The sequence below is a fragment of the Bacillus sp. NMCC4 genome (genome assembly GCF_002998555.1).
Taxonomy (GTDB): domain Bacteria; phylum Bacillota; class Bacilli; order Bacillales; family Bacillaceae; genus Bacillus.
The window spans coordinates 187,199-212,163 of record NZ_PVRA01000004.1 but is presented as its reverse complement, the minus strand read 5'-3'; the positions used below and the strand labels follow the sequence as shown (position 1 = coordinate 212,163).

Genomic DNA, 24,965 nt, shown 5'->3' with positions numbered 1-24,965 from the left:
TAGGAAACCTTTCAGCTCATGGTCTCCCTCTCTTTAGGGTCTTGCTCGTACTCTTCCTGATCCACGCTTACGATATATCACGTTCATCAGCACATACTCATCTTTTATTTATATTACTAAATGCCTTTTGTTTTCGTCAATCATCTTTTCCGCTTTTCTTCTTCTTTATACAAATTGAGCAGGCACCCTTCCTACCTTTGCCCATATGATAATAACAAAATGAAGAAGGAGGGCGTTTGCTTTGAAGAAAATCAACCCTTACACACTTCCCCCCTGGCTGAGACAAATTCGGGCAGTTGCCTCCCAAGTCGTTCTACCGATTGCGATATTTCAAGGGTTTCGTACGATCATTTTCCCCACGACATTTGACGTCCTCATCCTAGGTATTTTGATTTTTCTCGCCTGCGCCTTTCACCTTGATTGGTTTTAAACTCGCGCTTATGTAACGGCCAATATGAACACAAAATAACCTCGTCATTCCGCTGATGACGAGGCACTTTGTTCTTCTTCAAGCCGTCTAGCCTGCTCAATCTCATGAATCTTCATGACGATCGGCTCTGAATTTTTCATCTGCCAATACGCTCTTAACAGCCGCTGACAGCTTTCCATTTCATCCTGTCCTCCTGCTTCATAGGCTTTTACTGTATCAAACAGACCTTGCGGATAAGCAAGGTAACTAAGAAACAAATGCAGTTCTTCCTCCCGAAGAGGATTTCCTTTTTGGTACGTATAAAACAAGGAAGTGCATTCAGGACAAGACGTGGGATAGGTTTTGAAAGTCCGAAAGTAAAAAGTCAGAAGGTCATAAATGGGGGCGGCTTTTTTAGACCGCTCAAAATTGGTGAAATGTCCTGTGCCCACATCATTATACAAAAAGTGATGAATCGACAGCTGCCCATGATTTAACACAACACGTGTTGTCTCTTGATCTTTCATTTCTTCATGCCAATCTTCTAATCGTTCAAGCGCAAATTCGCTGGCAGACATCGCCTCTGAAAAATACATCGCAGCAGCCAGTTCAAATGGGGACATATACCAAGTCTGCTCTGCCCGCTCTATGAATCGTTCATACATATCTTTCTCTGTTTCCCATTTGGTCTTGATTTGTGTGTAGTGCGCTTCTATCTCTTGCTCTGTGATATCCATCATCACTTCAGTCCGCTTATGAAGTTTTGCAATCTCTTGAAATAAATATTCATGTTTATCGTCCTGCTCTTCTCTCTTTTCATTCGTCAGCCACGGCATGAGATAGTATGCGTACTGGCTTTCTCGATGACTTGAGAAAAAAGAACCGCTCTTCGTCCGATAAATCGGCACAAAAGAGCGATAGCCCTTTGATTCTAGTTCAAGCATTTGCTCTGTAAACTGCATATGTCGATTGGCTTTTACTCGCTTTAGGGCAAATATGCCCTGCTTTGTATATACTTTGACAACAGCAGGACTGACAGGTTCAATGTATTCCGCCTCAAGCCCGTATTCGTATAGGATAGATTGGATTTCATCCACGTTCACTCACCACATTTTCTCGGTCGGTCATCGCTTGTTATGCATTGCTTTTTTGATATTCAGGAATATAAAGAATCTGCCCTTCTTCAAGCTCCGCATCAACCGATAATGAGTTTGTGCGAAGGAGCTGCTGCACATTCAACTGATATCGCTCACAAATAAGATCGACCGTATCTTCTTGCTGAACTATACATATTTTCATGCGAGAAAAATCTTCCTCCTCCTGCTTAGCAAATAGCTTTGTTAAATAAAGAGAGTTCTCACTGCCAGACGTTTCTCTCTCGTCATATTCAGGCTCCTCTTCTTCTTGAGCTGACTCATATACTTTTGGTGCTTCTCGTTCATATAACCGTCCGAGCTGGTTCGTATCATCCTGTTCCTGTTCCTCTTGCTCCTCTTCTACGTGGTAAGTGGGTGATTCAAATATTGGATACGGCTGAACCGTTTCTTCCAGCTCTTCGGCTGCTTCCGGATCTTTTCTCACTTCCACCTCAAAGAACGTATCTTCCCGCTTCTCTTCTTCTAAGAGCTTAGGCGGTTCAAAAAATGGTGGTTCTTGCACCTGAGCTTCAGGTAAGGAGCGATAACCAAGCGCCACTTCTTCTTGGCTCTCCGTTTCCTCCAGTTCTTCCGATTCTTCCGGTTCTTCGGTTTCTCCCTCTTCTTCCCTACTCACCAGCTCTATCTCAATTTCTTCTTCCTGTTCTTCTTGCTGTTCTTCTTGCTCGGCGCGTGTGTCATGCTGTAATACAGCCTGTTCCTCATATTCTTGGCTCTCCGTTTCCTCCAGTTCTTCCGATTCTTCCAGTTCTTCGGTTTCTCCCTCTTCTTCCCTACTCACCAGCTCTATCTCAATTTCTTCTTCCCGTTCTTCTTCCTGTTCTTCTTGCTCGGCGTGTGTATCATGCTGTAATACAGCCTGTTCCTCATAGACCTCACGTTCATTGCCTTGCAGCTCTTCTTGTTCCTCATGCTCTGGCTGCAGCTGATAATCGTAGGTCACATCGCCATATTCTTCTTGAGGACGATGGACAAATTCATACGGCTCCACTACAGGCGCTTGAGGCATTTTCTCGTCTAATAGACCCTCAATCGCCAGATCAGCTTGAATGGTGAGCAAACGATTTTCTGTCAGCTGGTAATCAAACGCATCAATAAACACAAACACATCATTTAAATGACTGATTTTGTTCTTAGGGATGGTGATATCGACCGGGAATTGATGCAGAAGCTCCGCCGTTCCGTCTTCTCTTACCTTCACCTCATCAGCTTCCCTGTATGATGCATAGGAACTCAATTCACCCAATAGCTCCTCTTGATTTATGTTGTATTCTCCTGTTAGCTCAAGTGAACCTCTAATCGAAACATAATCATTCACTTCTTGAACGAGAATGTCAGGATCGAGAGAAATTGACAGCAGCTCACTGACTTCCTGTCCGCTTTTGAAATAAATGGATTCTTCTACCGAAAACTGTAATCGATTGTTTTGAGACAAGTCGGTGTCCTCCTTTCATCTAATCCTTCAAAATAAAATTAGATGTCAATACAGATGTATGTGAGAGGCAGTGAAAATATGATTGGTTTTCAGCAACACAAAAAAGCCGATATGTCCCCATACCGGCTTTCGTTTATCGACGCAGTTTTTGAAATACCTTTTCCACTGTCTCAATCGTATATTCGATGTCTTCATCTGTATGAGCTGTTGACAGGAACAGTCCTTCGAATTGAGAAGGAGGAAGGAAGATGCCGCGATCCGCCATTTCCTTGTAAAATTCAGCGAATAAAGCGAGATCAGCGGTTTTTGCTTTGTCATAATTGACCACTTCTTCATTTGTAAAGAAGAATCCAATCATCGAACCCGCACGGTTAAACGTTAATGGAATTCCGTGTACTTTCGCCGCTTTTGAAATGCCTTCTTCCAGCCGGTCTCCTTTTCGTCTAAACTCTTCATAAGACTCAGGTGTCAGCTGTTTTAAGGTTTCTAAGCCTGCTGTCATCGCAAGAGGGTTACCAGATAACGTTCCTGCTTGATAAATTGGACCGCTTGGTGCAATTTGTCTCATGATATCCGCTCTTCCGCCATAAGCACCGACCGGGAGACCGCCTCCGATCACTTTACCAAGGCACGTCAGATCAGGTGTGATGCCAAAATAGCCTTGCGCGCAGTGATAATCCACACGGAAGCCAGTCATGACCTCATCAAAAATGAGTAAAGCTCCGTATTGCTCCGTGATGTCTCTCAGCCCTTGTAAGAAACCTTCTTGCGGAGGAACAACCCCCATATTTCCTGCAACCGGCTCGACAATGACACCTGCAATATCGTCTCCAAACTCCTGAAAAGCAACTTGAATGCTCTCTAAATCATTGTACGGCACTGTGATCGTGTTGCTTGCAGTCCCTTCAGGTACACCTGGGCTATCTGGAAGCCCTAGCGTTGCGACACCTGAACCCGCTTTAATGAGCAAAGAATCGCCGTGGCCATGATAGCAGCCTTCAAATTTCACAATTTTATTTCTGCCTGTAAAGCCGCGAGCTAGACGAAGTGCACTCATGGTCGCCTCTGTACCAGAGCTGACCATACGAATGACTTCGATGGAAGGAACTCGCTCTGATACAAGCTTAGCTAATTCATTTTCAACTAACGTGGAAGCACCAAAGCTTGTCCCCTGTTCCGCAACTCGTTGAATACTTTCAACCACACGGTCATTCGTATGCCCTAAAATTAGCGGTCCCCATGATAAGACATAATCGATGTATTCATTTCCATCAATATCATATATCTTGGCGCCTTTGCCTCGTTCCATAAAAATCGGGTCTGTGTTAACTGATTTAAATGCACGCACAGGGCTGTTGACACCACCAGGCATTAAATGCTGCGCTTCTTCAAATGCTTGCTTTGATTTTTCATAGCTACGTCCCATTTCAACGTCCTCCTGTCTATCCGTTCTTTATTCTGAGAGCCATTTGGCTGCATCTTTTGCATGATACGTAATGATGAGCTCTGCTCCTGCACGTTTCATGCTTGTCAGCATTTCAAGAACAAGCTCTTTTTCAGAAATCCAGCCATTTTGAGCAGCGGCTTTGACCATTGCATATTCTCCGCTCACATTGTAAGCAACAACAGGGAGTGTAAATTCATTTTTGACATCACGCATAATATCTAAATAAGAAAGGGATGGTTTGACAATGAGGAAATCAGCCCCCTCTTCTACATCAGACTGCGCTTCTCTGAGTGCCTCTAAACGGTTTGCAGGGTCCATTTGGTATGTTTTACGATCTCCAAACTGCGGTGTGCTATGCGCCGCGTCACGAAACGGGCCGTAAAAAGCACTTGCATATTTCACAGCATATGACATGACAGGTACATGAATAAAGCCAGCTTCATCAAGTGCCTCACGAATGGCCACAACAAATCCATCCATCATATTGGAAGGAGCAATGATATCTGCACCTGCGCGCGCTTGGCTAACAGCTGTTTTCGCTAAAAGCTGAAGAGATTCATCATTTAAAATTTCACCATCTTCAACGATGCCGCAATGTCCATGATCTGTATATTGGCATAAGCAAGTGTCTGCAATGACCACAAGTTCTGGGAAATGCTTTTTGATCTCAAGCGTCGCTCTTTGAACAATGCCATGGTCGTGATACGCCTCACTGCCCACATGGTCTTTATGATCTGGAACACCAAATACAATAATTGATTTGATGCCTAGGTCGACAAGTTCTTGGACTTCTTCTTTTACAAGGTCCACTGAAATGTGATAAACACCCGGCATTGAAGGGACTTCTTTTCGGACATTTTCTCCCTCTACAAAAAAGATCGGATAAATGAAATCAGATGGTCTTAAAAAGGTTTCTCTGACTAATTCTCTCATTCCTGCGCTTGTCCGCAGTCTGCGGTGTCTGTTAAATTTCATCATTGGTTCAACTTCCTTTCAGATAAACGGCACATCAATTCAAGCATTCCGTCTACCGTATAAGTATCTGGGGTTTCAGAAGAAATCCCGTATTGAAGCAGTGCCTCTTTTGTCAGAGGACCGATCGTCACAAAACAGGTGCCAGAAGCAGCCAGCTTCGCTGCATCTGCCTCCATGGCATGCATAAATGAATGGACAGTGGATGAGCTCGTAAATGTAATAAAATCAAATGATTGCTTCGTCATCGCCGTTTTGAGAGCGGCAATACCTTCCTCATCCTTGACGGTTTCATATAAAATCCATTCCTTTACTTCTATGCCAAGCGGAATGAGGGTTTTCTTCACGACATCTCGAGACAGGTGTCCTTTTGCTACAAACACACGCTCTCCCGGACGCACATGGTCAAGTAACGCATCTGCGAGCTCTTCCGCTATGAATCGTTCTGGTACCACATCCACCTTCAAGCCGTGCTGCTCAAGATAGGCAGAGGTTTTCTCACCTACAGCAGCCACTTTCAAATGCGATAAACTCTTATGTAAATGATGGTCCTTTATGTAGCTCAGAAAAAAAGACGCACCATTCACACTCGTGAAAACAAGCCATTGGCTATTTTCTAAGTCCTTTAAAAAGGCCTGCGCTTTTTCTTTTGTGAGCATAGGCTCAAACCTAATAAGAGAGGTTAAAACAGCATGGCCGTTCAGCTCTTCAATCTTTTGCTGAAACACACCCGCTTGACGTTCATTTCGAGTGACAAGCACCGTCTGTCCGTGAAGCGATTTGCCTATGGTCATTGGGAGGACAGATCCTTTTTCACCTTGTCGATTAAATCTTTTGCTCCCTTATCAGCCATCTGCTTCGCACATGCTGTCCCAATTGCCTCAGGGTCAGTGCCTGATACAGTTTCTCGAATAATCGTGTGTCCGTCAGCTGATGCCACAAGACCCGTCAGTTCAATTTCATCACGCTCATTCATCGTTGCATAGCCAGCGATCGGCACCTGACAGCTGCCATCCATTTGTTTGAGGAAAGCTCTTTCAGCGAGAACCGTTTTCTTCGTATATTCATTCGTAAATTGAGCGAGGAGCTGCAATAGCTCTTCATCATCCCCGCGGCACTCAATCGACAAAGCGCCTTGGCCAACGGCGGGCAGGCAAGTCTCAGGAGATAAAAATTCCGACACAACCTCTTTGCTCCATCCCATTCTGGACAGCCCAGCAGCCGCTAGAATAATGGCATCATATTCTTCATTTTTCAGCTTTTCCAATCTTGTATCAATGTTTCCTCGAATCCATTTAATTTCAAGATCTGGTCTTTCCTGAAGAAGCTGGGCACTGCGCCGTAAGCTGCTTGTTCCCACAATAGCACCCTTCGGCAGTTCATGAAGACGCAGATGATCCTTCGAAATAAGAGCGTCCCTTACATCTTCACGCTCAGGAATACAGCCAATGACTAAACCTTCAGGAAGAGCAGCCGGCATATCCTTCATACTGTGAACCGCCATATCGATGTCATGATTCAGCATCGCCTGTTCAATTTCTTTGACAAACAGTCCTTTTCCGCCAACCTTTGATAAGGTCACATCTAAAATTTGATCACCCTTTGTCACAATCTCTTTTATTTCAAAAGAATAAGAAGGGTTTAGTTCAGACAGCTTTTGAATAACCCATTTTGTTTGTGTAATTGCAAGCTTACTTCTTCTAGAACCTACTTTAATTGTACGCAATACGTCTTCCTCCCGACAATGCCCTTTAGACTCATCATTATTTATTGAAACCAATGAAAGGTTGATAAGCTACCAAGCAGAAAATAATTGATCATCAGCACAATGAATGAACCGACATTCCACAGTGCCACGATTTTGCCCTGCATATTTCTCACCAATCTGATATATAAGTAAAAGCCGTATAAAAACAGCATAATAAACGAACCAAGCACCTTTGCATCTGTCCAGTACAACGTATCATACGAAATATATGCCCAAATGATGCCAAGAATCAAACTAAGCAAGAGCATTGGCACACCAATAATGTTTAATACGTACGCCATATGATCAAGCTTCGATAAATCTTCAATTCTCAGAAGCCATTTTCCCCATTTTTTCTTTTTCAGCAAACGATATTGAAAGAGATAGAGAAGGGAGAAAGCAAATGAAAGTGAAAAAGCACCGTATGATAAAATCGCCATCGTAATATGAATCACAAGCAGTTCACTCGTCAGCTTCCCCGTTAGTTCTGCTGAGTGGAGATCAGATGGTGTAAAGGTGTGAATCGCCATCATGGAAAAACCGATGACATTTGTAAAAAAGACAATAAATTCAACACGCAATACTTTTGTGAGAACAAGTGAAAGTGTCACAAGCACCCACGTATAAAAATATAAACCCTCTGCTACATTCAACACAGGGAATCGGTCTGTTTCCATCATAATATAGAACATGTAGACTGTTTGCAGCAGCCAGACAATAGAAAGCAACCAGAAAGCCATTTTTCCAGCCTTCCGGTTGTGTTGAAGAAAATCTATGAAATAGAACAAGACACTTAGTGCATAGATCAAGGTCGTCGCTTCGCCTAGTCTCGCTACAATGGATTCCATCATCGCTTAATCACTCACTGGCAACTGTAGCAAAGCCTTGTGCCATATTTGGTTTGAACAGCTGAAATGACCCTTGCTCCACCTGTACAGGCTCCACCTTTTGCTCTTCATCTTCAACCTGTAAATCAAAGATTTCTTTGAAGAGTAAAAGTTTTTCCTCTGCATTCGGCTCCGCGGCAATTTCTTTTGCCTTTAAGATAGGATCTTTCAGCATTTGATTAATAATGCTTTTCGTATGTTTATTTAATAGCTTCATTTCACGGTGTGTGAGGTTCGGAAGCTTTCGTTCAATACTCTGCATCGTATCCGCTTGAATCGTCAGCGCCTTTTCTCTAAGTGCAGAAATGACAGGAACCACACCAAGCGTATTCAGCCATTGCTTAAATTCCACAATTTCTGCTTCAATGAGGAGCTCAACCTGCTCAGCCACCGCACGGCGCTCTTTTAAGTTGGCTGCCACGATGCCCTCAAGGTCATCAATGTCATACAAAAAAGCACCTTCTACTTCAGAAATGGCTGGATCTAAATCACGGGGCACAGCAATATCCACCATAAATAGAGGTCTGCCCTTCCGCTTTTTATTCGCACTTTCGACCATTTCCTTTGTAATGACAAATTGTTTCGCACCAGTGGAGCTAATTAAAATGTCCGCTTCGGATAATGTTTTTTCCAATTGGTTTAAGCTTTTAGGCTCTCCTGAAAAACGACCCGCCAATTCTTTTGCTTTCTCATACGTTCGATTGATGACCGTTACTTGACCAATCCCTTGACCTTGAAGGTTTTGAGCCGCTAGTTCGCCCATTTTACCCGCACCAAGAATCAGGACATGTTTATCAGAAAGACGTCCAAAGATTTTTTTCGCAAGCTCGACAGCTGCATAGCTGACAGACACGGCATTAGACGCAATGTCTGTTTCCGCATGAGAGCGTTTTGCAACGGTGACCGCCTGTTTAAATAAATAATTGAAAACGGTACCAATGGTCTTCTCCTCTTGAGCTACTTTAAAGCTAGAGCGCACTTGACCAAGTATTTGTGTTTCGCCAATCACCATGGAATCAAGTCCACAGGCCACACGGAATAAATGCTCAACCGCTCCATCATTTTCATAGAACTTCAAATAAGGAGAGACATCTTCTTTTTCTAAACCGAACCAATCGGCTAAAAATCTTTTTATATAAAACCGTCCAGTATGAAGCTGATCTACCACTGCGTAGATCTCTGTTCGATTACATGTTGAGATGACGATATTCTCTAGAATGCTTTTTTCTTCTTTAAGCTTGGACATCGCTATTCCGAGCTCGCTCGGTTCAAAGCTCAGCTGTTCCCGTATCTCAACAGGGGCTGTTTTATAATCTAAACCCACAACAAGAATATGCATAACTTTAGCTTGCACCCCCAACGCCCTGTCTAATTTATAATAATTACAATATAGAATTTATTATTTATAATGATTATAACATATATTCATTTTTAACTGGATGAAAATTGTGAACAGATTTCAAAAATGTTGTGATATAGTAGAAAAATGTTCGACACTAATTATGCCATATCATCACTTCAAGCAATTTACCAGATTTGGCGCGTGCGGACAAATGATCTGCTTAAAAGAAGGTGACATCTTTGAAGAAAAAATCCATTTTGCTGCCGCTCACTTTGCTGGCTGTAGCGCTATATGCCATTCTCTCAGGAGGTCAATTTGACATTTGGAAGGATCAAGAGAAATGGTATACACTCATACTGCTTTTTGGCCTCGCTTTCTTATATCAAGGAAAGAAGGAGCAAGAAAGCGCTCATGTGTTTATCGGTATGCTTATGACGGGCCTTTCGCTACACTTTATTCTTCAACCAAAATTAGACCACTGGCCAGACACATTTACGATGATCGTATTCATCGTTGGACTTGCACTCTTTATGAAATCATCTCAGAAAAAAGAATATCGTATTGAAAGTGTTGTTCTCATTGCACTCGGTCTGTTCCTTTATTTCTTTCAGCAAATTACAAAACAGCTAAGTTCCCTTTCGATCCCTACTTCCGGTTTTGAATTGTACTGGCCTTATGTACTGATTGCTGTCAGTCTCCTCTTATTATTTTTAAAAAGGAAATAACTTATACAATAAAAAGGCATCTGTCCATGACAGATGCCTTTTCTTTTAGCTGTTAATCTTCGCAAGGATGGCATTCCAGGCTTCGTCTTTTCCCTTTTTCGTTTCAGAAGAGAACAGGACTAGTTCGTCTGATGGGTCAATGTCGAGTGTCTGTTTGACGACTTTCGCATGTTTTTCCCATTTGCCTTTTGGAATTTTGTCCGCCTTTGTTGCGATGACGATCACGGGAACTCCGTAATATTTCAGGAATTCATACATGTTCACATCATCTACTGATGGCTTATGACGCAGGTCCACAATTTGGACGACTGCTTTTAATTCTTCACGCATTGTAATATACGTTTCGATCATTCTACCCCAGGCTTCGCGCTCTGTCTTTGATACTTTAGCAAAGCCGTAGCCTGGAACGTCCACAAAATGGAGCATATCATTGATGATGTAGAAATTAAGCGTTTGAGTCTTACCTGGTTTAGAAGACGTACGCGCTAAATTTTTACGATTAATCAATGAGTTGATGAACGAGGACTTCCCAACATTTGATCGTCCAGCAAGAGCGATTTCAGGCAGTCCCCCGCTCGGGTACTGCTCTGGTTTTACCGCACTAATGACGATATCTGATTTTGTTACTTTCATCTTCCCTCTCCTACCAACGCTTTCTCAAGCACCTCATCTAAATGTGAGACCGGAATAAAGGTTAGTCCTTCTCTCACACTTTCAGGAATATCATCAATATCCTTCTCATTGTCCTTTGGAAGAATAATGGTTTTCAGTCCTGCGCGATGTGCGCCTAATGCTTTTTCTTTTAGTCCGCCAATTGGAAGCACTCTTCCTCTTAACGTAATCTCTCCTGTCATACCAACCTCTTTTGACACAGGTCGACCTGTGAGGGCTGATACAAGAGCCGTCGCAATGGTGATACCAGCTGATGGCCCGTCCTTTGGAACCGCACCCTCTGGAACATGGATATGAATATCATGCTTTTCATTAAAATTAGGATCAATGTTCAGTTCATCTGCTTTCGAACGAATATAACTGAATGCCGCCTGTGCAGATTCTCTCATGACATCACCAAGCTTCCCTGTTAACAAGAGCTTGCCTTTACCCGGTGAGAGTGATACCTCAATCGACAAGGTGTCTCCGCCAACAGTGGTATACGCAAGTCCTGTGACAACCCCCACTTGGTCTGTCGTTTCAGCCTGGCCATAACGGTAAAGTCTTTTTCCGAGAAATTCAGATAAATTCTTTTCCGTCACCGTGATGCGTTTGCGGTCTTCAGCCACAATCGCTCTTGCCGCTTTTCGGCAAATCGCCGCAAGCTGACGCTCTAATCCACGAACACCCGCTTCTCTTGTGTAATAGCGAATGGTATCATAAATCGCTGCTTCACGAAGCTGCAAGTTCCCTTTCTTTAATCCGTGCTCCTTTAGCTGCTTCGGCAGAAGGTGATCTTTCACAATTTCTGCTTTTTCAACCTCTGTATACCCTGCAATCGTGATAATCTCCATTCTATCACGAAGTGGACCTGGAATGGTTGCTAAATTGTTGGCAGTGGCAATAAATAGCACCTGAGACAAATCAAATGTTTCTTCAATATAGTGATCGCTAAAGTTATGATTTTGCTCTGGGTCTAAGACTTCGAGCATCGCTGAAGATGGATCACCTCTAAAATCAGAGGACATCTTATCGATTTCATCTAAAAGGAACACCGGATTCATCGTTCCTGCCTTGCTCATTCCGCGAATGATACGGCCTGGCATCGCACCTACATACGTTCTTCTATGTCCACGAATCTCAGACTCATCGCGCACACCGCCAAGGGAGATCCGGATAAACTTTCGGTCAAGTGATTTGGCAATGGATTTGGCAAGTGACGTTTTCCCTACCCCAGGAGGTCCTGCTAAGCAAAGAATCGGTCCTTTTAATGAATTGGTCAGCTTCTGTACAGCAAGATATTCAAGCACCCGTTCTTTGACCTTTTCCAGCCCGTGATGCTCATCATCTAAAATTTCACTTGCAAGCTTTAAATCTAGACGATCTTCTGTATAGATGCCCCATGGAAGATTGATCAGCCAATCAATATAATTTCGAATCACAGAGCTCTCAGCAGAGCTTGAAGGAATTTTTTCATAACGGTTCAATTCTTTGAGCGCTGTTTCACGAACAGAATCCGGCATGCTCGACTCTTCGATTTTAGACATTAAAGAACTGACTTCGCCAGTTTTCCCTTCCTTGTCCCCAAGCTCCTTTTGAATGGCTTTCATTTGTTCACGCAAATAATATTCTTTTTGCGTACGTTCCATTGAACGTTTCACGCGTTGCCCGATTTTCTTTTCAATCTCCAGTACTTCTTTTTCATTGTGTATTAAGCTGATGACCCGATTCAGCCGTTTTTTGACATCCACTGTTTCCAGTACTTCTTGTTTGTCCTTTAATTTGAGCGGCAGGTGAGAAGCGACGATATCTGCCATTCTCCCTGGTTCCTCAATATCCGTCACTGTTGCATATGTTTCAGCTGAGATTTTTTTTGAAATTTTTATGTATTGATCAAAGTGATCTAACAATGTGCGCATGAGTGCTTCTGCTTCTGCGTCCTTTAATTCTTCTTCTGCCATTTCTTTTATGTCGACGGACGTATAGTCCTCCAGCTCTACGTATGATTCGATCTGCGCTCGATTTAAGCCTTCAACGAGTACACGAATCGTTCCATTTGGCAGCTTCAGCATTTGTTTAATTTTTGTGTAGGTGCCGACTTTGAAAATTTCCTCTTCACCTGGTTCATCTATTGAAATTTCCCGCTGTGTTGCTAGAAAAATCATATGATCGTTCATCATCGCCTGTTCTAATGCTTGAACAGACTTCTCGCGTCCAACGTCCAAATGCAAGACCATTGTTGGATAAACAAGTAAACCTCGCAATGGAAGGAGCGGAACATTCTTTTTGATTTCATCTGCCATGTTGATTGACACCTCCGTCACTAGTATGAATCATTATAATATACCTGTTTCAGTCTTGTACAATGTAAAAGACTTGAGAAATGTTGATCTTACCGTAGTATACCCTTTCTTTTTATCATGAAAAAGAAAAAAAGATCTATTTCACTAAAAAATCCCCATATGTGATGGGGATTAAACAGATTTTCTTTTCATTTCGTCTTCTAGTCCATCTTTCTTCTCGTCTGGCGGGTTGACCAAACACTGATCCAGCACTTCTTGGAAGTGCTTCACAGGCACAATGGTGACCCCTTCAATCTCTTTTAAGATCGACTGCTGGTTGTCATAAGGAATAATGACGGTTGTCGCACCAGCTTGTTTCGCTGCCTTAATCTTCGGTATCACACCGCCGATCGGCTTCACCTGACCCTGCAATCCGATTTCACCCGTCATGGCTGTCAGATGATCGATCGGGATTTGATGTATGGCTGAGAAGATCGCGGTCGCCATGGCAATCCCAGCAGACGGTCCATCAATAGGGGCACCGCCTGGAAAATTAATATGGATGTCATATTCATTTGTCCGAATGCCTAAATTTCGAAGCACCGTTAATACATTTTCAACTGACCCTTTGGCCATACTTTTTCGTCTAATGGATTTCGACTGATTGCCAATGCTTTCTTCTTCTGCAATGCCTGTAATATTGATACTGCCTTTTTCAAGCGCCTTACAGATGTTCACTTCAATCTCAAGCAGAGCACCGCTGTTTGGTCCATAAACGGCCAGGCCATTGACTACCCCCACTTTTGGCTTTTCCGGTACTTTTTGTTCATATCTTGGTGTCAGCTGGCTTGAATGAATGACCCATTCTACATCTGCGATCGTGATGTCTTTACGGTTTTCCGTGACAGCCATACCAGCTGCAATCTGCACCATGTTGACCGCTTCACGTCCATTTTTCACATAGGATGTTAAAAGGTTCAGCCCTTCATCACTTAATTCCTTTTGAATTTTTTGGACAGCCTTGGCAGCGACGATTTTCAGTTCATGCTGGTCAAGGTCCTTAAAGAAAATTTCCAGACACCTTGACCGGATCGCTGGTGGAATTTCGTCAGGCGTTCTTGTCGTGGCACCAATCAATCGAAAATCGGCCGGAAGCCCATTTTGGAAAATATCATGAATGTGATTGGGGATTTGGGTATTTTCTTCACTGTAGTAGGCACTGTCTAAAAAGACTTTCCGATCTTCAAGCACTTTGAGCATTTTGTTCATTTGGATCGGATGCAGCTCGCCAATTTCATCGATAAATAGAACCCCGCCATGAGCATGTGTGACAGCTCCTTGTTTTGGCTGCGGAATGCCTGCCTGTCCCATTGCTCCAGCCCCTTGGTAAATCGGGTCATGCACAGAACCAATGAGCGGGTCTGCGATGCCTCGTTCATCGAATCTCGCGGTTGTGGCATCGAGCTCTACAAAGACCGCATCTTTTTTAAACGGAGAATCAGAGTGACGCTTCGCTTCTTCCATCACAAGACGGGCAGCGGCTGTTTTACCGACTCCCGGTGGTCCGTAGACGATGACATGCTGAGGGTTCGGCCCGCATAGTGCCGCTTTTAGTGCACGAATGCCGTCTTCCTGCCCTACAATATCTTGAAACCCCTTTGGCCGGACTCTCTCTGATAAAGGTTCACTCAGCTTGATTGACCGCATCTTTCTGAGTGCTTCCATTTCTTTCTTTGACTCTTTGTCTATCGTCACCTTTTGTGTGCGCTGATTTCGCAGTAAGTTCCAAAAGTACAGCCCGATGACGATACCAAAGAACAGCTGTATGAATAATACGATTCCTGTCCAGCTCAATCGGTGCTCCCTCCTTCATCTATCGTATGTATTGGTTTCTGTCTGCTAGTATTTCCTAGAGCTGGACGGAATAAACACAACTTCCACGATAAATAAAAAACTCCTGAATCAAAAAGATTCAGGAGTGAGACTACCCTTATGCAGATGTTTTCGTATCTTTATTGACGACTGTGCCGTCCTTTAACACAAGACGCGGCGACTCGCCATCGGCAACCGTTGCACCAGTGATCACACATTTTTCAATATCATCACGTGATGGAAGGTCAAACATCACATCAAGCATGATGCCTTCAATGATTGAACGTAGACCACGAGCTCCTGTTTTACGCTCAATTGCTTTTTTCGCAATTTCGCTAAGAGCATCTTCTTCAAACTCAAGCTCTACATCATCAAGCTCAAGCATTTTTGTATACTGCTTAACGAGCGCATTCTTAGGCTTCGTCAAGATCTCTACAAGTGCTTTTTCATCTAACGGCTCTAGGCTTGCAATAACCGGTAGACGACCGATGAATTCCGGGATTAAACCGAAGCGAAGCAAGTCTTCTGGGAGTACTTTTGATAGAAGGACTTCTTTTTCAAGATCTTCGATTTTATTTTCCGCACCGAATCCAATGACTTTTTGACCTAGGCGGCGTTTGATGATTTGCTCAATGCCGTCAAAGGCTCCACCACAAATAAAGAGGATATTTGTTGTATCGATTTGAATGAATTCTTGATGAGGATGCTTACGTCCACCTTGAGGCGGTACACTAGCGACAGTTCCTTCAAGAATTTTCAATAGTGCTTGCTGAACACCTTCCCCAGATACATCACGAGTGATAGAAGGGTTTTCTGATTTTCTTGCTACTTTATCGATTTCATCGATGTAGATAATGCCTTTTTCCGCTTTTTCTACATCATAATCGGCTGCTTGGATCAGCTTTAGTAAAATATTCTCTACGTCTTCACCAACATAACCTGCTTCAGTTAATGATGTTGCATCTGCAATCGCAAATGGCACATTTAAAATACGAGCAAGCGTTTGAGCAAGTAAAGTTTTACCGCTTCCTGTTGGCCCAATCATAGAGATATTACTTTTTGAAAGCTCAACATCATCAATCTTGCTGTTGGAATTGATCCGTTTGTAGTGGTTATACACCGCTACAGCTAAGGATTTCTTCGCATTTTCTTGTCCGATGACATATTCATCAAGAATCTCCCGAATTTCATGAGGCTTCGGAACATCCTTGAATTCAACTTCTTCCTCAGTGCCGAGCTCTTCTTCAACTATTTCCGTGCAAAGCTCGATACATTCATCACATATATATACGCCAGGTCCTGCGACCAGTTTACGCACTTGATCTTGCGTTTTTCCGCAAAACGAGCATTTTAATTGACCTTTTTCCTCGTTGAATTTAAACATTCTTTCACCCCTTATTCTTCTTCACTTGCCTGTAGCTAACAGTCAGCTACCTTTCTGGGTCCAGTATGTATGCATTTTACCATACTTTCCTAAAAGACGGTAATGATGTGTTTCTAACACTGCACATTGAGATATGTATAACAGAAAGATGCGACTTACACTATCGTTTCCAAAAGAAGCGATGATAAGTCAAAAATTGTACAAAACAAGGCACGAGTCACTCGCGCCCTGTTTTATTATTATGCACCATATTAACGGTTTTCTACAAGAAAATCAATTGCTTTGCGAACTTTTAGATCTTCTTTCATTGCGTCAGTAGATCCGATCGCTTGTTTGATATTTTCAATTGGCATGTTGTATGCTTCAGCCATTTTTGAAAGTTCTTCTTCTACTTCTTCATCAGACACTTGTAAGTTTTCTACAGCAGCAATTGCTTCAAGTGTTAGGTTAGATTTCACGCGTTTAGCAGCATCTTCTTTCATTTGCTCTTTCAGCGCATTTTCATCTTGTCCTGAGAATTGGAAGTAAAGCTCAAGGTTCATTCCTTGCATTTGAAGGCGTTGTTCGAATTCTTTCATCATACGGTCTAGCTCTGTGTCAACCATCGCTTGTGGGATGTCAACTTCCGCATTTTCAGAAGCTTTCTCCACTAGCTCTTCGCGAAGTTTACCTTCTGCTTCGTTTTCTTTCGCTTCTTCAAGACGTTTCTTCGTTTTTTCAGTTAGTTCAGCAAGAGTTTCTACTTCTTCATCAGCATCTTTCGCGAACTCATCGTCAAGTGCTGGAAGTTCTTTTGCTTTGATTTCGTGAATTTTCACTTTGAATACAGCTGGTTTACCTGCAAGGTCTTCAGCATGATATTCTTCTGGGAAAGTGACTTCTACGTCTTTTTCAGCGCCTGCTTCAAGACCAACTAACTGCTCTTCGAAACCAGGGATGAATGAACCTGAACCTACTTCAAGAGAGTAGTTTTCAGCTTTTCCGCCTTCGAATGCTTCTCCATCAACGAATCCTTCGAAATCAAGCACAACTGTATCGCCGTTTTCGATTGCGCCTTCTTCTTTGACAACAAGCTCAGCTTGACGGTTTTGCATGCCTTTTAACTCTTCTTGTACATCTTCATCAGTGACAGTAGCGTCGTCTTTTTCTACGTTAAGACCTTTGTAGTCACCAAGTTTCACTTCAGGCTTCACTGTTACTTTTGCAGTGAAGATTAAGCTTTCGCCTTTTTCGATTTTCTCAACATCGATTTCAGGGCGGTCAACTGGCTCGATACCAGCTTCGTCGATTGCTTTTGGATATTCAACTGGAAGAAGAATATCTAATGCATCTTGATAAAGAGATTCTACACCAAAACGCTGTTCGAAAAGACCACGTGGTACTTTCCCTTTACGGAATCCAGGGATCGATACTTGCTTGACAACCTTCTTAAACGCATCATCAAGTGCTTTGTTAAATGTTTCAGCATCAACTTCTACAGTTAGGACGCCTTCGTTACCTTCTTGTTTTTCCCATTTTACTGACATGTGTGTTTCCCTCCAAAAATCTATTCAGATTGTGCGTTGTTACATTCTAAAGCATCATAAAGACTTCGTCCAATCAAAAACCACGCACGCCGCTCAAGAAGCGGTATTATGTATACAACATTTGACTTGATTATACATATCGTCTTTCAACCGTTGGAATCTACAACTGCACGATATATGCACAAATACAACCATTATATTATAACATAACAAGTCCGTCTTTCAACTAAATCGACAAATTACAAATAAGAAATTTCTTCAATATCTTTCAGCATTGTGCAAGCTTCTCTCAGCTCTCGTTCATTAAATTCATACAATAGATGCAATTCTTCGAGGTCAATCTCAATCCCGTGCATTTCATAGCCGACTTTATGAAGTGCTGCTGCCCAAAGATTCGGATCTGTGTATTTAGGAAGAAATGGATAAAGGACAAATAAGTGCCGGCGCCATAACTCTTCCACGCCTTGGTAAAGGGTTGGGTTCTCATTGCCGAGTGTGTCATCGAGCTTACGAAGGACTTGCTGAAGTAGCGGCATCTGCTCTGGCTTAACAGCCTCAGAAGGAACAAGCGTTAAAGAATCACCGAATTTCGTCACATGAACCGGCTTTGCCACATCATGATCTGACAGAAGCTGCAGGATTAATGATTTGACCAAAGGGTTTCCATCAGGCTTTTGTAAGATCGTATTTAATAGACCCATGTGTGGTGTGATGTTCCGGTCTTTCAACGAATGGATGAACTGCACCTGCTCTTCTGGCCGCTCAAGCATATCATCTATATTGATTTCGCCGCCGTCCTCCTCATCTTCATCTAAAATCTGTTCAGGCGATTCAATCATTTTTCTACTAAATTCGAGCAGCTTGTAAAAATGCTCCGCGCTTTCTGCTGGAAGGTGGTTTTCCTCAAGTACTGCCTCAATTGTCTGCTTCACTTCTTCATATTCTTTCAGCTGAATTAAAATCGTCATATACACTTGAAGCACGGTGAAGTAATGACCATATCCCTCATGCAGCATCTTTTCACAAACACGCTTTGCATCCTGCAGCTCGCCCAGCTCCAGAAAACAAATCGCCATGCCGAGGTGAATATCGGATTCTTCATCGTCATCATAAGATTTCGCTTCTGAAAACAAGTGAAGCGCCTCTTGATACTGTTTATCTTTTAATGCTGCCATTCCTTTTTCAATCAGTCTTTCTTTCAGACCAGGAAACAAAATGACATTATCTTTCTTCTTGTCATGTTTCATGCTTACGTTCCTTTCGGGCGCATATTTTTTATCAGTTTACCAACGAAGGTTAGTAAACACAAGTAACGAGAGGTTTTCATGCAAAAAAGAAGCCGTCACACCTCGGGCGGACGGCTTCTTGTTGTTTACGCACGCAGCCAGCTGCTGCGCTTATCTTCAAATGCTTGAATGTCATCTTCTAGTAGTAAAGTTAATGAGATCTCATCATAGCCATTCAGGAGCATTTCTCTCCAGTGAGGATCCACATCAAAAGGAGTGATATTCCCTTCATGATCTTCTATTTGCTGTTTTTCCAGATCAACCGTCATCTCATACCCTTTGTTCTCATATGACGCAGCGAATGTTTTCCACACATCATAATCAAGACGAATCGGAAGCATCCCATTTTTAAAGCAGTTTTGGTGAAAAATATCTGCGAATGATGGTGCGATGACAATTTTGAAACCATAATCATCAAGTGCCCAAGGGGCATGTTCCCTTGATGATCCGCAGCCAAAGTTTTCTCCTGCGATCAAAATGGATGCTCCTTCATAAATCGGCTGATTCAGCTCGAAATCAGGATTTGGGCTGCCATCGGCTAAATACCGCCAGTCGAAAAAGGCAAACCGGCCATATCCTGTTCGTTCAATTCTTTTCAAAAATTGCTTCGGAATAATTTGATCTGTATCTACGTTGATACGGTTAAGCACAGCGGCTTTCCCTTTGTGTGTGACTAAAGGCTCCATCTATGACAACTCCTTACACGACTGTTTTCTCTTGATTAAACTTCCTGACATCGACAAATCGGCCATGTATTGCAGCCATTGCAGCCATTGCCGGGCTGACAAGATGCGTTCTCGCACCTTTTCCTTGACGTCCCTCAAAGTTACGGTTTGATGTGGATGCGCAGCGTTCGCCTTCTGGTACCACATCGTTATTCATGCTAAGACACATACTGCAGCCAGATTCTCTCCATTCAAATCCTGCTTCAAGGAAGATTTCATGAAGACCTTCTTCTTCTGCTTGCAATTTGACGCTTTGAGAGCCAGGCACGACAATCGCTCTGACATGATCAGCTACCTTTTGTCCTTCTATCATAGAAGCTGCTTGGCGTAAATCAGTCATTCTTGAGTTTGTACATGAGCCGATAAACACATGCTCAATCGTAATATCTTCAATACGCTGATGCGGATGAACACCCATGTATTCGTACGCACGAATCGCTTCTTTTTGATCATCCTCTTGTGCAAAATCCTCAGGTCCTGGGATCGACGCATCTACAGGCAGCACCATTCCTGGGTTAATTCCCCATGTGACCATTGGTGAAATCTCATTCCCATCTAAAACAATCGTTTTATCATAGGTTGCACCTGGATCTGTTTTAAGTTCTTCCCATTCTTTAATCGCTGCTTCGAAGTCTTCTCCCTGCGGTGCATATTTGCGGCCGCGGCAATATTCAAAGGTGACTTCATCAGGTGCAATCAATCCTGCTCTTGCGCCTGCTTCAATCGACATATTACAAACCGTCATGCGTTCATCCATCGTCATGTTTCTGAATACTTCCCCAGTGTATTCAATCACATAACCTGATCCGAACTTCACGCCATGCGCACCAATGACTGCTAAAATGACATCTTTGGCCGTTACCCCTTTTTGCAGCTTTCCGTCTACTCTAATTTCTAATGTTTTCGGACGCTGCTGCCAAAGCGTTTGTGTGGAAAGTACATGTTCAACCTCACTTGTACCGATTCCAAAAGCAAGTGCGCCAAACGCGCCATGAGTTGATGTATGACTATCTCCGCAAACGATTGTTTTCCCTGGCAGTGTCAACCCAAGCTCCGGTCCAACAACATGGACGATCCCTTGATCTACACTGTGAAGGTCAGCTAGACGGACACCAAATTCAGCACAGTTGCGCTCTAGAGCACTCACTTGTTTTTTAGCAATCTCATCTTTGATCACAAATCGATTCACAGTCGGGATATTGTGATCCATGGTCGCAAACGTGTTTTGAGGTCTTCTCACCTTTCGTCCTTTTTGTCTTAATCCTTCAAATGCTTGAGGTGATGTCACTTCATGCACTAAGTGCAGATCAATATATAAAAGGTCTGGTTTCCCCTCGCCGCTTTTGACAACGTGCTGATCCCATATTTTTTCGATGATTGTTCGAGGCATAACCCTTTTCCTCCCTCTACCTAATTCCACAAGATTCTATTTATACAATTGTTTTCACGCGCTGCTTGAGTGCGTCTACAACTGCATGAGTGATGTCTTCAGTTGTTTGATACGTTCCCTCTTTTGCCGATAAGTCCTTTGTTCGTTTGCCAGAGGCAAGAACAGCTTCCACAGCTTCTTCTATTGCAGCCGCTTCTTCTTCTAACGCAAAAGATGTTCTAAGCAAGCTAGCTGCCGACAAAATGGTTGCTAGAGGGTTTGCGACGTTTTGCCCCGCAATATCGGGTGCTGAACCATGAATCGGCTCATATAAATGGAGGCCAGTACTTGATAGACTGGCAGATGGCAGCATACCGAGTGACCCAGTAATCATTGAAGCCTCGTCACTTAAAATGTCACCAAACATATTCTCTGTCACAATGACATCAAATTGAGCAGGCTTATAAATCAGCTGCATGGCGGCATTATCAACGAGCATGTGCTCATATTCGACGTCTGGATATTGAGAAGCCACTTCTTCTACCGCATCCCGCCATAGTTTACTAGAAGCAAGAACATTCGCTTTATCCACAGACGTTACTTTTTTCCGTCTCGTTAAGGCCATGTCGAATGCTTCTTTTAATACACGGACAATCTCTTGCTTTGTATAAAGAAGCGTATCAACCGCAGCTTCTTTTCCTTCTTCATCCGTGTAACGCTCGCTTGGTTCACCAAAATAGAGACCGCCTGTTAATTCACGAACGATGACAAAATCGACTCCGCTAATGTGATCCTGTTTTAACGGTGACGCCTCGCTTAAGCTATCGAACACTTTGACAGGACGAATGTTTGCAAATAAGTCCAGTTGTTTACGAATAGCGAGCAAGCCTTTTTCCGGACGAAGCTCTGGCGGGTTTTGATCCCATTTTGGTCCGCCGACTGCTCCTAATAAAATCGCATCAGCGCTCTTGCATACATCAACCGTTTCTTTTGGGAGCGGATTGTTTTTTTCATCTATTGCGATACCGCCAATGAGCGCCGTTTCGAATTCGAATTCGTGTTGAAATTGAGCCGCTGTCTCTTTGAGGACAGCGACCGCTGATGTCACAACTTCCGGTCCGATTCCATCGCCGGGCAAAAGTGCAATTTTCTTTTTCATGAGAACCTACCTCCTTTCCTATGAAATCGCGTGATGTTTCTCAATTTCAATGAGATTTGATTTAAAGATTAAATGCCTGTTTACTGCATTGACGTAGGCTTTCGCCGATGCTTCCAGCACATCTTGCGCCACACCGCGTCCAGCTGTTTCTTTTCCTTCTATTGAAACAGTGACGTATACTTCCGCTAGTGCATCTCTGCCTTTTCCATTCGATTGAATACGGTAGTCTAGCAAATGAATTCTTTCCTCCATACAGCGCTCCAGCGTGTTGTACACAGCTTCTACACTGCCTGCGCCTGTAGCTGCTTCTTGAATGACTTCCTGCGTTTCTTGATTTTTCAGAGAGACCGTTGCTGTTGGCATTTGTTCTGTCCCATAGTGCACTTGAAGACTTTCAAATTCGTAGCCAATTTTTCGGTCTGCTACTTTTTCTTCTAATATAATAGAGATCAAATCATCATCAGTGATTTCTTTTTTCTTCTCCGTCAAGTTCTTGAAGGTTTCGAAGAACTTATTGATTTCTTCTTCCGTTAGTTTAAATCCTAGCGTTTTCATACGATCTTTAAACGCATGTCTTCCGGAGTGTTTTCCAAGGACTAGTACATCTGTTGTCACACCGACAAGCTCTGGAGAAATGATTTCATAGGTTGTTTTTTCTTTGAGGAAACCATCTTGGTGAATACCTGATTCATGTGCAAAAGCGTTGTTGCCAACGACTGCTTTATTGCGCGGTACAATCATTCCTGAGTATTTGCTCACTACATCACTTGTACGCTTAATTTCATTCAATTGAATCGTTGATTCGACCTGGTAGAAGTCTTTTCGAATATGAAGAGCGACTGCAATTTCTTCTAAAGCGGCATTCCCTGCACGTTCTCCAATTCCGTTAACAGCTGTTTCAATTTGATTTGCTCCATTTTCAATGGCAGCAAGTGAGTTTGCTACAGCCATTCCTAGATCATCATGACAGTGAGCAGACAAGTTGACGCGGTCGATATTTGGAACGTGTTCCTTCATATATTTAAAGATATTGCCGTACTCTTTTGGCGCTAAGTATCCAACTGTATCTGGCAAGTTAATGACACTTGCCCCAGCGTCAATGACCTTCTCTACAATTTCTGCTAAGAAAGCTAGATCTGTACGACACGCATCTTCTGCGGACCACTGAACAACCGGAAAACGTTCTTTCGCGTATTTCACCATTGAGACAGCCTGTTCTACGACTTCTTCACGTGTTTTCTTTAGTTTATGCTTCAGATGAATATCAGAAGTAGCGATAAAGATATGAATTCTTGGTTCCACTCCATCTTTTAACGCTTCCCATGCAGCATCGATGTCACCTTTCACACATCGTGCAAGACCAGCAACTGAACAGTTTTTGATCGTTCTAGCAATTTCTTGTACGCCTAAGAAATCCCCTCGGGATGAAGCGGGAAAACCCGCTTCAATGATATTAACCCCAAGGCGCTCAAGCTGCTTTGCAATGATTAGCTTTTCTTGTGCATTTAAGTTCACTCCTGGTGATTGCTCTCCATCTCGAAGTGTTGTGTCAAAAAAATTAATTTTCCGCACCGACGCTCACCGCTTCCTTTTTCTTTCCTTGTTTGACGAAAGGCATCATTTCACGAAGCTTTCTTCCGACGATTTCAATTTGGTGCTCATTTTCATTTGCATTGATCGCATTGAAACGTGGACGATTCACTTGGTTTTCAACAATCCATTCTTTTGCAAATGTTCCGTTTTGGATATCAGTCAAGACGGCTTTCATAGATTCTTTTACGTTTGCATCCACAACACGCGGTCCTGATACGAAGTCACCCCATTGTGCTGTATCAGAGATTGAATATCTCATGCCTTCTAATCCTTCTTCATACATAAGGTCAACAATTAATTTCAGTTCATGCAGACACTCGAAGTATGCAAGCTCTGGCTGATAACCAGCTTCTGTTAACGTTTCGAAACCTGCTTTCACTAGTGAAGTAAGACCTCCACAAAGGACCGCTTGCTCACCGAATAGATCCGTTTCCGTTTCTTCTTTAAATGTTGTTTCAAGGACGCCTGCTCTTGCTCCGCCGATTGCTTTTGCATAAGCAAGTGCTTTGTCTTTCGCTTGGCCAGATACATCTTGATAGATAGCAAATAGGGCAGGTACACCAGCGCCTTGCTCATATGTTCTTCTCACAAGATGTCCTGGACCTTTTGGAGCCACAAGATACACATCTACGTCACTTGGAGGAACAATTTGATGGAAGTGAACGTTGAATCCGTGTGCGAAAACAAGTGAGTTGCCTGCTTCTAATTGATCTTTGATTTCTTCGTCATATACTTTCTTTTGCTGCTCATCTGGTAGTAGTACCATGACGAGATCTGCTTGTGCTGCCGCTTCTTTTACTGTGAATACTTGATGGCCATCTTCTTGTGCTTTTGTATAAGATCCGCCTTTTCTCACGCCGACGATCACATCTACGCCGCTTTCTTTTAAGTTCAATGCATGTGCATGACCTTGTGATCCATACCCAATGATAGCAACCTTTTGACCATTTAATACGTTTTCTTGAATATCACCGTTATAATATACTTTTACCATTTG

Annotated in this window: 21 protein-coding genes and 1 other annotated feature (1 of these 22 cut by a window edge); of the genes, 2 read left to right on the top strand and 19 right to left on the bottom strand. The window is 42.9% G+C overall.

Translation table 11 applies throughout. The annotated features are described in order from the left end of the window. Positions 1–73, bottom strand: a binding site (T-box leader); it reaches 157 nt to the left of the window's first position. A 168-nt stretch (positions 74–241) separates the two neighbouring features. Beyond that, positions 242–430, top strand: coding sequence for a hypothetical protein (locus C6Y02_RS10780; protein ID WP_003216497.1), 189 nt, complete (start codon positions 242–244; stop codon positions 428–430). 44 nt (positions 431–474) lie between these two features. On the opposite strand, the gene ysxE is transcribed toward C6Y02_RS10780, so the two are convergent. From ysxE to hemA, 8 genes are all read right to left on the bottom strand, one after another. Then, positions 475–1,506 carry a spore coat protein YsxE gene (gene ysxE / locus C6Y02_RS10775; protein ID WP_106031232.1) on the bottom strand — a complete coding sequence of 344 codons (1,032 nt, stop codon included), beginning with the start codon at positions 1,504–1,506 and terminating at the stop codon, positions 475–477. Between the two features lie 37 nt (positions 1,507–1,543). Continuing rightward, complete coding sequence (locus tag C6Y02_RS10770) at positions 1,544–3,001, bottom strand: LysM peptidoglycan-binding domain-containing protein (protein WP_106031231.1); 1,458 nt, start codon at positions 2,999–3,001, stop codon at positions 1,544–1,546. 133 nt (positions 3,002–3,134) lie between these two features. Further along, on the bottom strand, positions 3,135–4,427 hold the full coding sequence (gene hemL, locus C6Y02_RS10765; RefSeq protein ID WP_034661671.1) for a glutamate-1-semialdehyde 2,1-aminomutase: 1,293 nt from the start codon (positions 4,425–4,427) through the stop codon (positions 3,135–3,137). A gap of 27 nt (positions 4,428–4,454) precedes the next feature. Then, positions 4,455–5,426 (bottom strand): porphobilinogen synthase, encoded by a 972-nt coding sequence (gene hemB, locus C6Y02_RS10760; protein WP_034661673.1) that lies wholly within the window; start codon positions 5,424–5,426, stop codon positions 4,455–4,457. Then, complete coding sequence (locus tag C6Y02_RS10755; protein ID WP_106031230.1) at positions 5,423–6,214, bottom strand: uroporphyrinogen-III synthase; 792 nt, start codon at positions 6,212–6,214, stop codon at positions 5,423–5,425. Before C6Y02_RS10755 ends, hemB begins: the two co-directional genes overlap by 4 nt. Continuing rightward, positions 6,211–7,146: a hydroxymethylbilane synthase gene (hemC, locus tag C6Y02_RS10750; protein WP_066030588.1), complete on the bottom strand. Its 936-nt coding sequence runs from the start codon at positions 7,144–7,146 to the stop codon at positions 6,211–6,213. Before hemC ends, C6Y02_RS10755 begins: the two co-directional genes overlap by 4 nt. 41 nt (positions 7,147–7,187) lie before the next feature. Further along, entirely contained in the window at positions 7,188–8,018 is an 831-nt protein-coding gene (locus C6Y02_RS10745) for a cytochrome c biogenesis protein (protein WP_034661681.1), read from the bottom strand. 7 nt (positions 8,019–8,025) lie between these two features. Continuing rightward, positions 8,026–9,393 carry a glutamyl-tRNA reductase gene (hemA, locus tag C6Y02_RS10740; protein WP_106031229.1) on the bottom strand — a complete coding sequence of 456 codons (1,368 nt, stop codon included), beginning with the start codon at positions 9,391–9,393 and terminating at the stop codon, positions 8,026–8,028. Positions 9,394–9,635: 242 nt separating this feature from the next. Here hemA and C6Y02_RS10735 point away from each other — a divergent pair, with 242 nt between their 5' ends. After that, the gene (locus C6Y02_RS10735) at positions 9,636–10,121 is read left to right on the top strand and encodes a hypothetical protein (RefSeq protein ID WP_060596895.1); all 486 of its coding nucleotides are present in this window, start codon (positions 9,636–9,638) and stop codon (positions 10,119–10,121) included. Positions 10,122–10,166: 45 nt separating this feature from the next. Here C6Y02_RS10735 and yihA read toward each other — a convergent pair whose 3' ends face one another. From yihA to ilvC, 11 genes are all read right to left on the bottom strand, one after another. Further along, positions 10,167–10,754: a ribosome biogenesis GTP-binding protein YihA/YsxC gene (yihA, locus tag C6Y02_RS10730; protein ID WP_034661689.1), complete on the bottom strand. Its 588-nt coding sequence runs from the start codon at positions 10,752–10,754 to the stop codon at positions 10,167–10,169. Further along, on the bottom strand, positions 10,751–13,075 hold the full coding sequence (gene lon, locus C6Y02_RS10725; protein ID WP_106031228.1) for an endopeptidase La: 2,325 nt from the start codon (positions 13,073–13,075) through the stop codon (positions 10,751–10,753). The genes yihA and lon overlap by 4 nt, the downstream gene beginning before the upstream one ends. 171 nt (positions 13,076–13,246) lie before the next feature. Further along, a complete protein-coding gene (lonB, locus tag C6Y02_RS10720) occupies positions 13,247–14,908 on the bottom strand; it encodes an ATP-dependent protease LonB (RefSeq protein ID WP_106031227.1) in 1,662 nt (553 codons plus the stop codon). A gap of 136 nt (positions 14,909–15,044) precedes the next feature. Next, positions 15,045–16,310, bottom strand: a complete 1,266-nt coding sequence (gene clpX, locus C6Y02_RS10715) for an ATP-dependent protease ATP-binding subunit ClpX (RefSeq protein WP_012010785.1) — start codon at positions 16,308–16,310, stop codon at positions 15,045–15,047. A 251-nt stretch (positions 16,311–16,561) separates the two neighbouring features. Continuing rightward, positions 16,562–17,836 (bottom strand): trigger factor, encoded by a 1,275-nt coding sequence (gene tig, locus C6Y02_RS10710; RefSeq protein ID WP_106031226.1) that lies wholly within the window; start codon positions 17,834–17,836, stop codon positions 16,562–16,564. 239 nt (positions 17,837–18,075) lie between these two features. Beyond that, positions 18,076–19,083 (bottom strand): DNA damage checkpoint antagonist DdcA, encoded by a 1,008-nt coding sequence (gene ddcA / locus C6Y02_RS10705; RefSeq protein WP_060596898.1) that lies wholly within the window; start codon positions 19,081–19,083, stop codon positions 18,076–18,078. A gap of 125 nt (positions 19,084–19,208) precedes the next feature. Beyond that, positions 19,209–19,808, bottom strand: coding sequence for a 3-isopropylmalate dehydratase small subunit (leuD, locus tag C6Y02_RS10700; protein ID WP_060596899.1), 600 nt, complete (start codon positions 19,806–19,808; stop codon positions 19,209–19,211). Positions 19,809–19,821: 13 nt separating this feature from the next. Beyond that, on the bottom strand, positions 19,822–21,237 hold the full coding sequence (leuC, locus tag C6Y02_RS10695; RefSeq protein ID WP_034661700.1) for a 3-isopropylmalate dehydratase large subunit: 1,416 nt from the start codon (positions 21,235–21,237) through the stop codon (positions 19,822–19,824). A gap of 40 nt (positions 21,238–21,277) precedes the next feature. Further along, positions 21,278–22,375, bottom strand: coding sequence for a 3-isopropylmalate dehydrogenase (gene leuB / locus C6Y02_RS10690; protein ID WP_106031225.1), 1,098 nt, complete (start codon positions 22,373–22,375; stop codon positions 21,278–21,280). A gap of 18 nt (positions 22,376–22,393) precedes the next feature. After that, positions 22,394–23,947: a 2-isopropylmalate synthase gene (locus tag C6Y02_RS10685; RefSeq protein WP_034661703.1), complete on the bottom strand. Its 1,554-nt coding sequence runs from the start codon at positions 23,945–23,947 to the stop codon at positions 22,394–22,396. Then, positions 23,934–24,962 carry a ketol-acid reductoisomerase gene (gene ilvC / locus C6Y02_RS10680; protein WP_106031224.1) on the bottom strand — a complete coding sequence of 343 codons (1,029 nt, stop codon included), beginning with the start codon at positions 24,960–24,962 and terminating at the stop codon, positions 23,934–23,936. The genes C6Y02_RS10685 and ilvC overlap by 14 nt, the downstream gene beginning before the upstream one ends. Between the last annotated feature and the right edge of the window lie 3 nt (positions 24,963–24,965).

Bases quoted from the DNA above. Each gene is read 5' to 3' on its own strand.
- hemL (WP_034661671.1), bottom strand. From the start codon at position 4,427: ATGGGACGTAGCTATGAAAAATCAAAGCAAGCATTTGAAGAAGCGCAG.
- hemB (WP_034661673.1), bottom strand. From the start codon at position 5,426: ATGATGAAATTTAACAGACACCGCAGACTGCGGACAAGCGCAGGAATG.
- C6Y02_RS10755 (WP_106031230.1), bottom strand. From the start codon at position 6,214: ATGACCATAGGCAAATCGCTTCACGGACAGACGGTGCTTGTCACTCGA.
- C6Y02_RS10745 (WP_034661681.1), bottom strand. From the start codon at position 8,018: ATGATGGAATCCATTGTAGCGAGACTAGGCGAAGCGACGACCTTGATC.
- hemA (WP_106031229.1), bottom strand. From the start codon at position 9,393: ATGCATATTCTTGTTGTGGGTTTAGATTATAAAACAGCCCCTGTTGAG.
- yihA (WP_034661689.1), bottom strand. From the start codon at position 10,754: ATGAAAGTAACAAAATCAGATATCGTCATTAGTGCGGTAAAACCAGAG.
- lon (WP_106031228.1), bottom strand. From the start codon at position 13,075: ATGGCAGATGAAATCAAAAAGAATGTTCCGCTCCTTCCATTGCGAGGT.
- clpX (WP_012010785.1), bottom strand. From the start codon at position 16,310: ATGTTTAAATTCAACGAGGAAAAAGGTCAATTAAAATGCTCGTTTTGC.
- tig (WP_106031226.1), bottom strand. From the start codon at position 17,836: ATGTCAGTAAAATGGGAAAAACAAGAAGGTAACGAAGGCGTCCTAACT.
- ddcA (WP_060596898.1), bottom strand. From the start codon at position 19,083: ATGAAACATGACAAGAAGAAAGATAATGTCATTTTGTTTCCTGGTCTG.
- leuD (WP_060596899.1), bottom strand. From the start codon at position 19,808: ATGGAGCCTTTAGTCACACACAAAGGGAAAGCCGCTGTGCTTAACCGT.
- leuC (WP_034661700.1), bottom strand. From the start codon at position 21,237: ATGCCTCGAACAATCATCGAAAAAATATGGGATCAGCACGTTGTCAAA.
- leuB (WP_106031225.1), bottom strand. From the start codon at position 22,375: ATGAAAAAGAAAATTGCACTTTTGCCCGGCGATGGAATCGGACCGGAA.
- ilvC (WP_106031224.1), bottom strand. From the start codon at position 24,962: ATGGTAAAAGTATATTATAACGGTGATATTCAAGAAAACGTATTAAAT.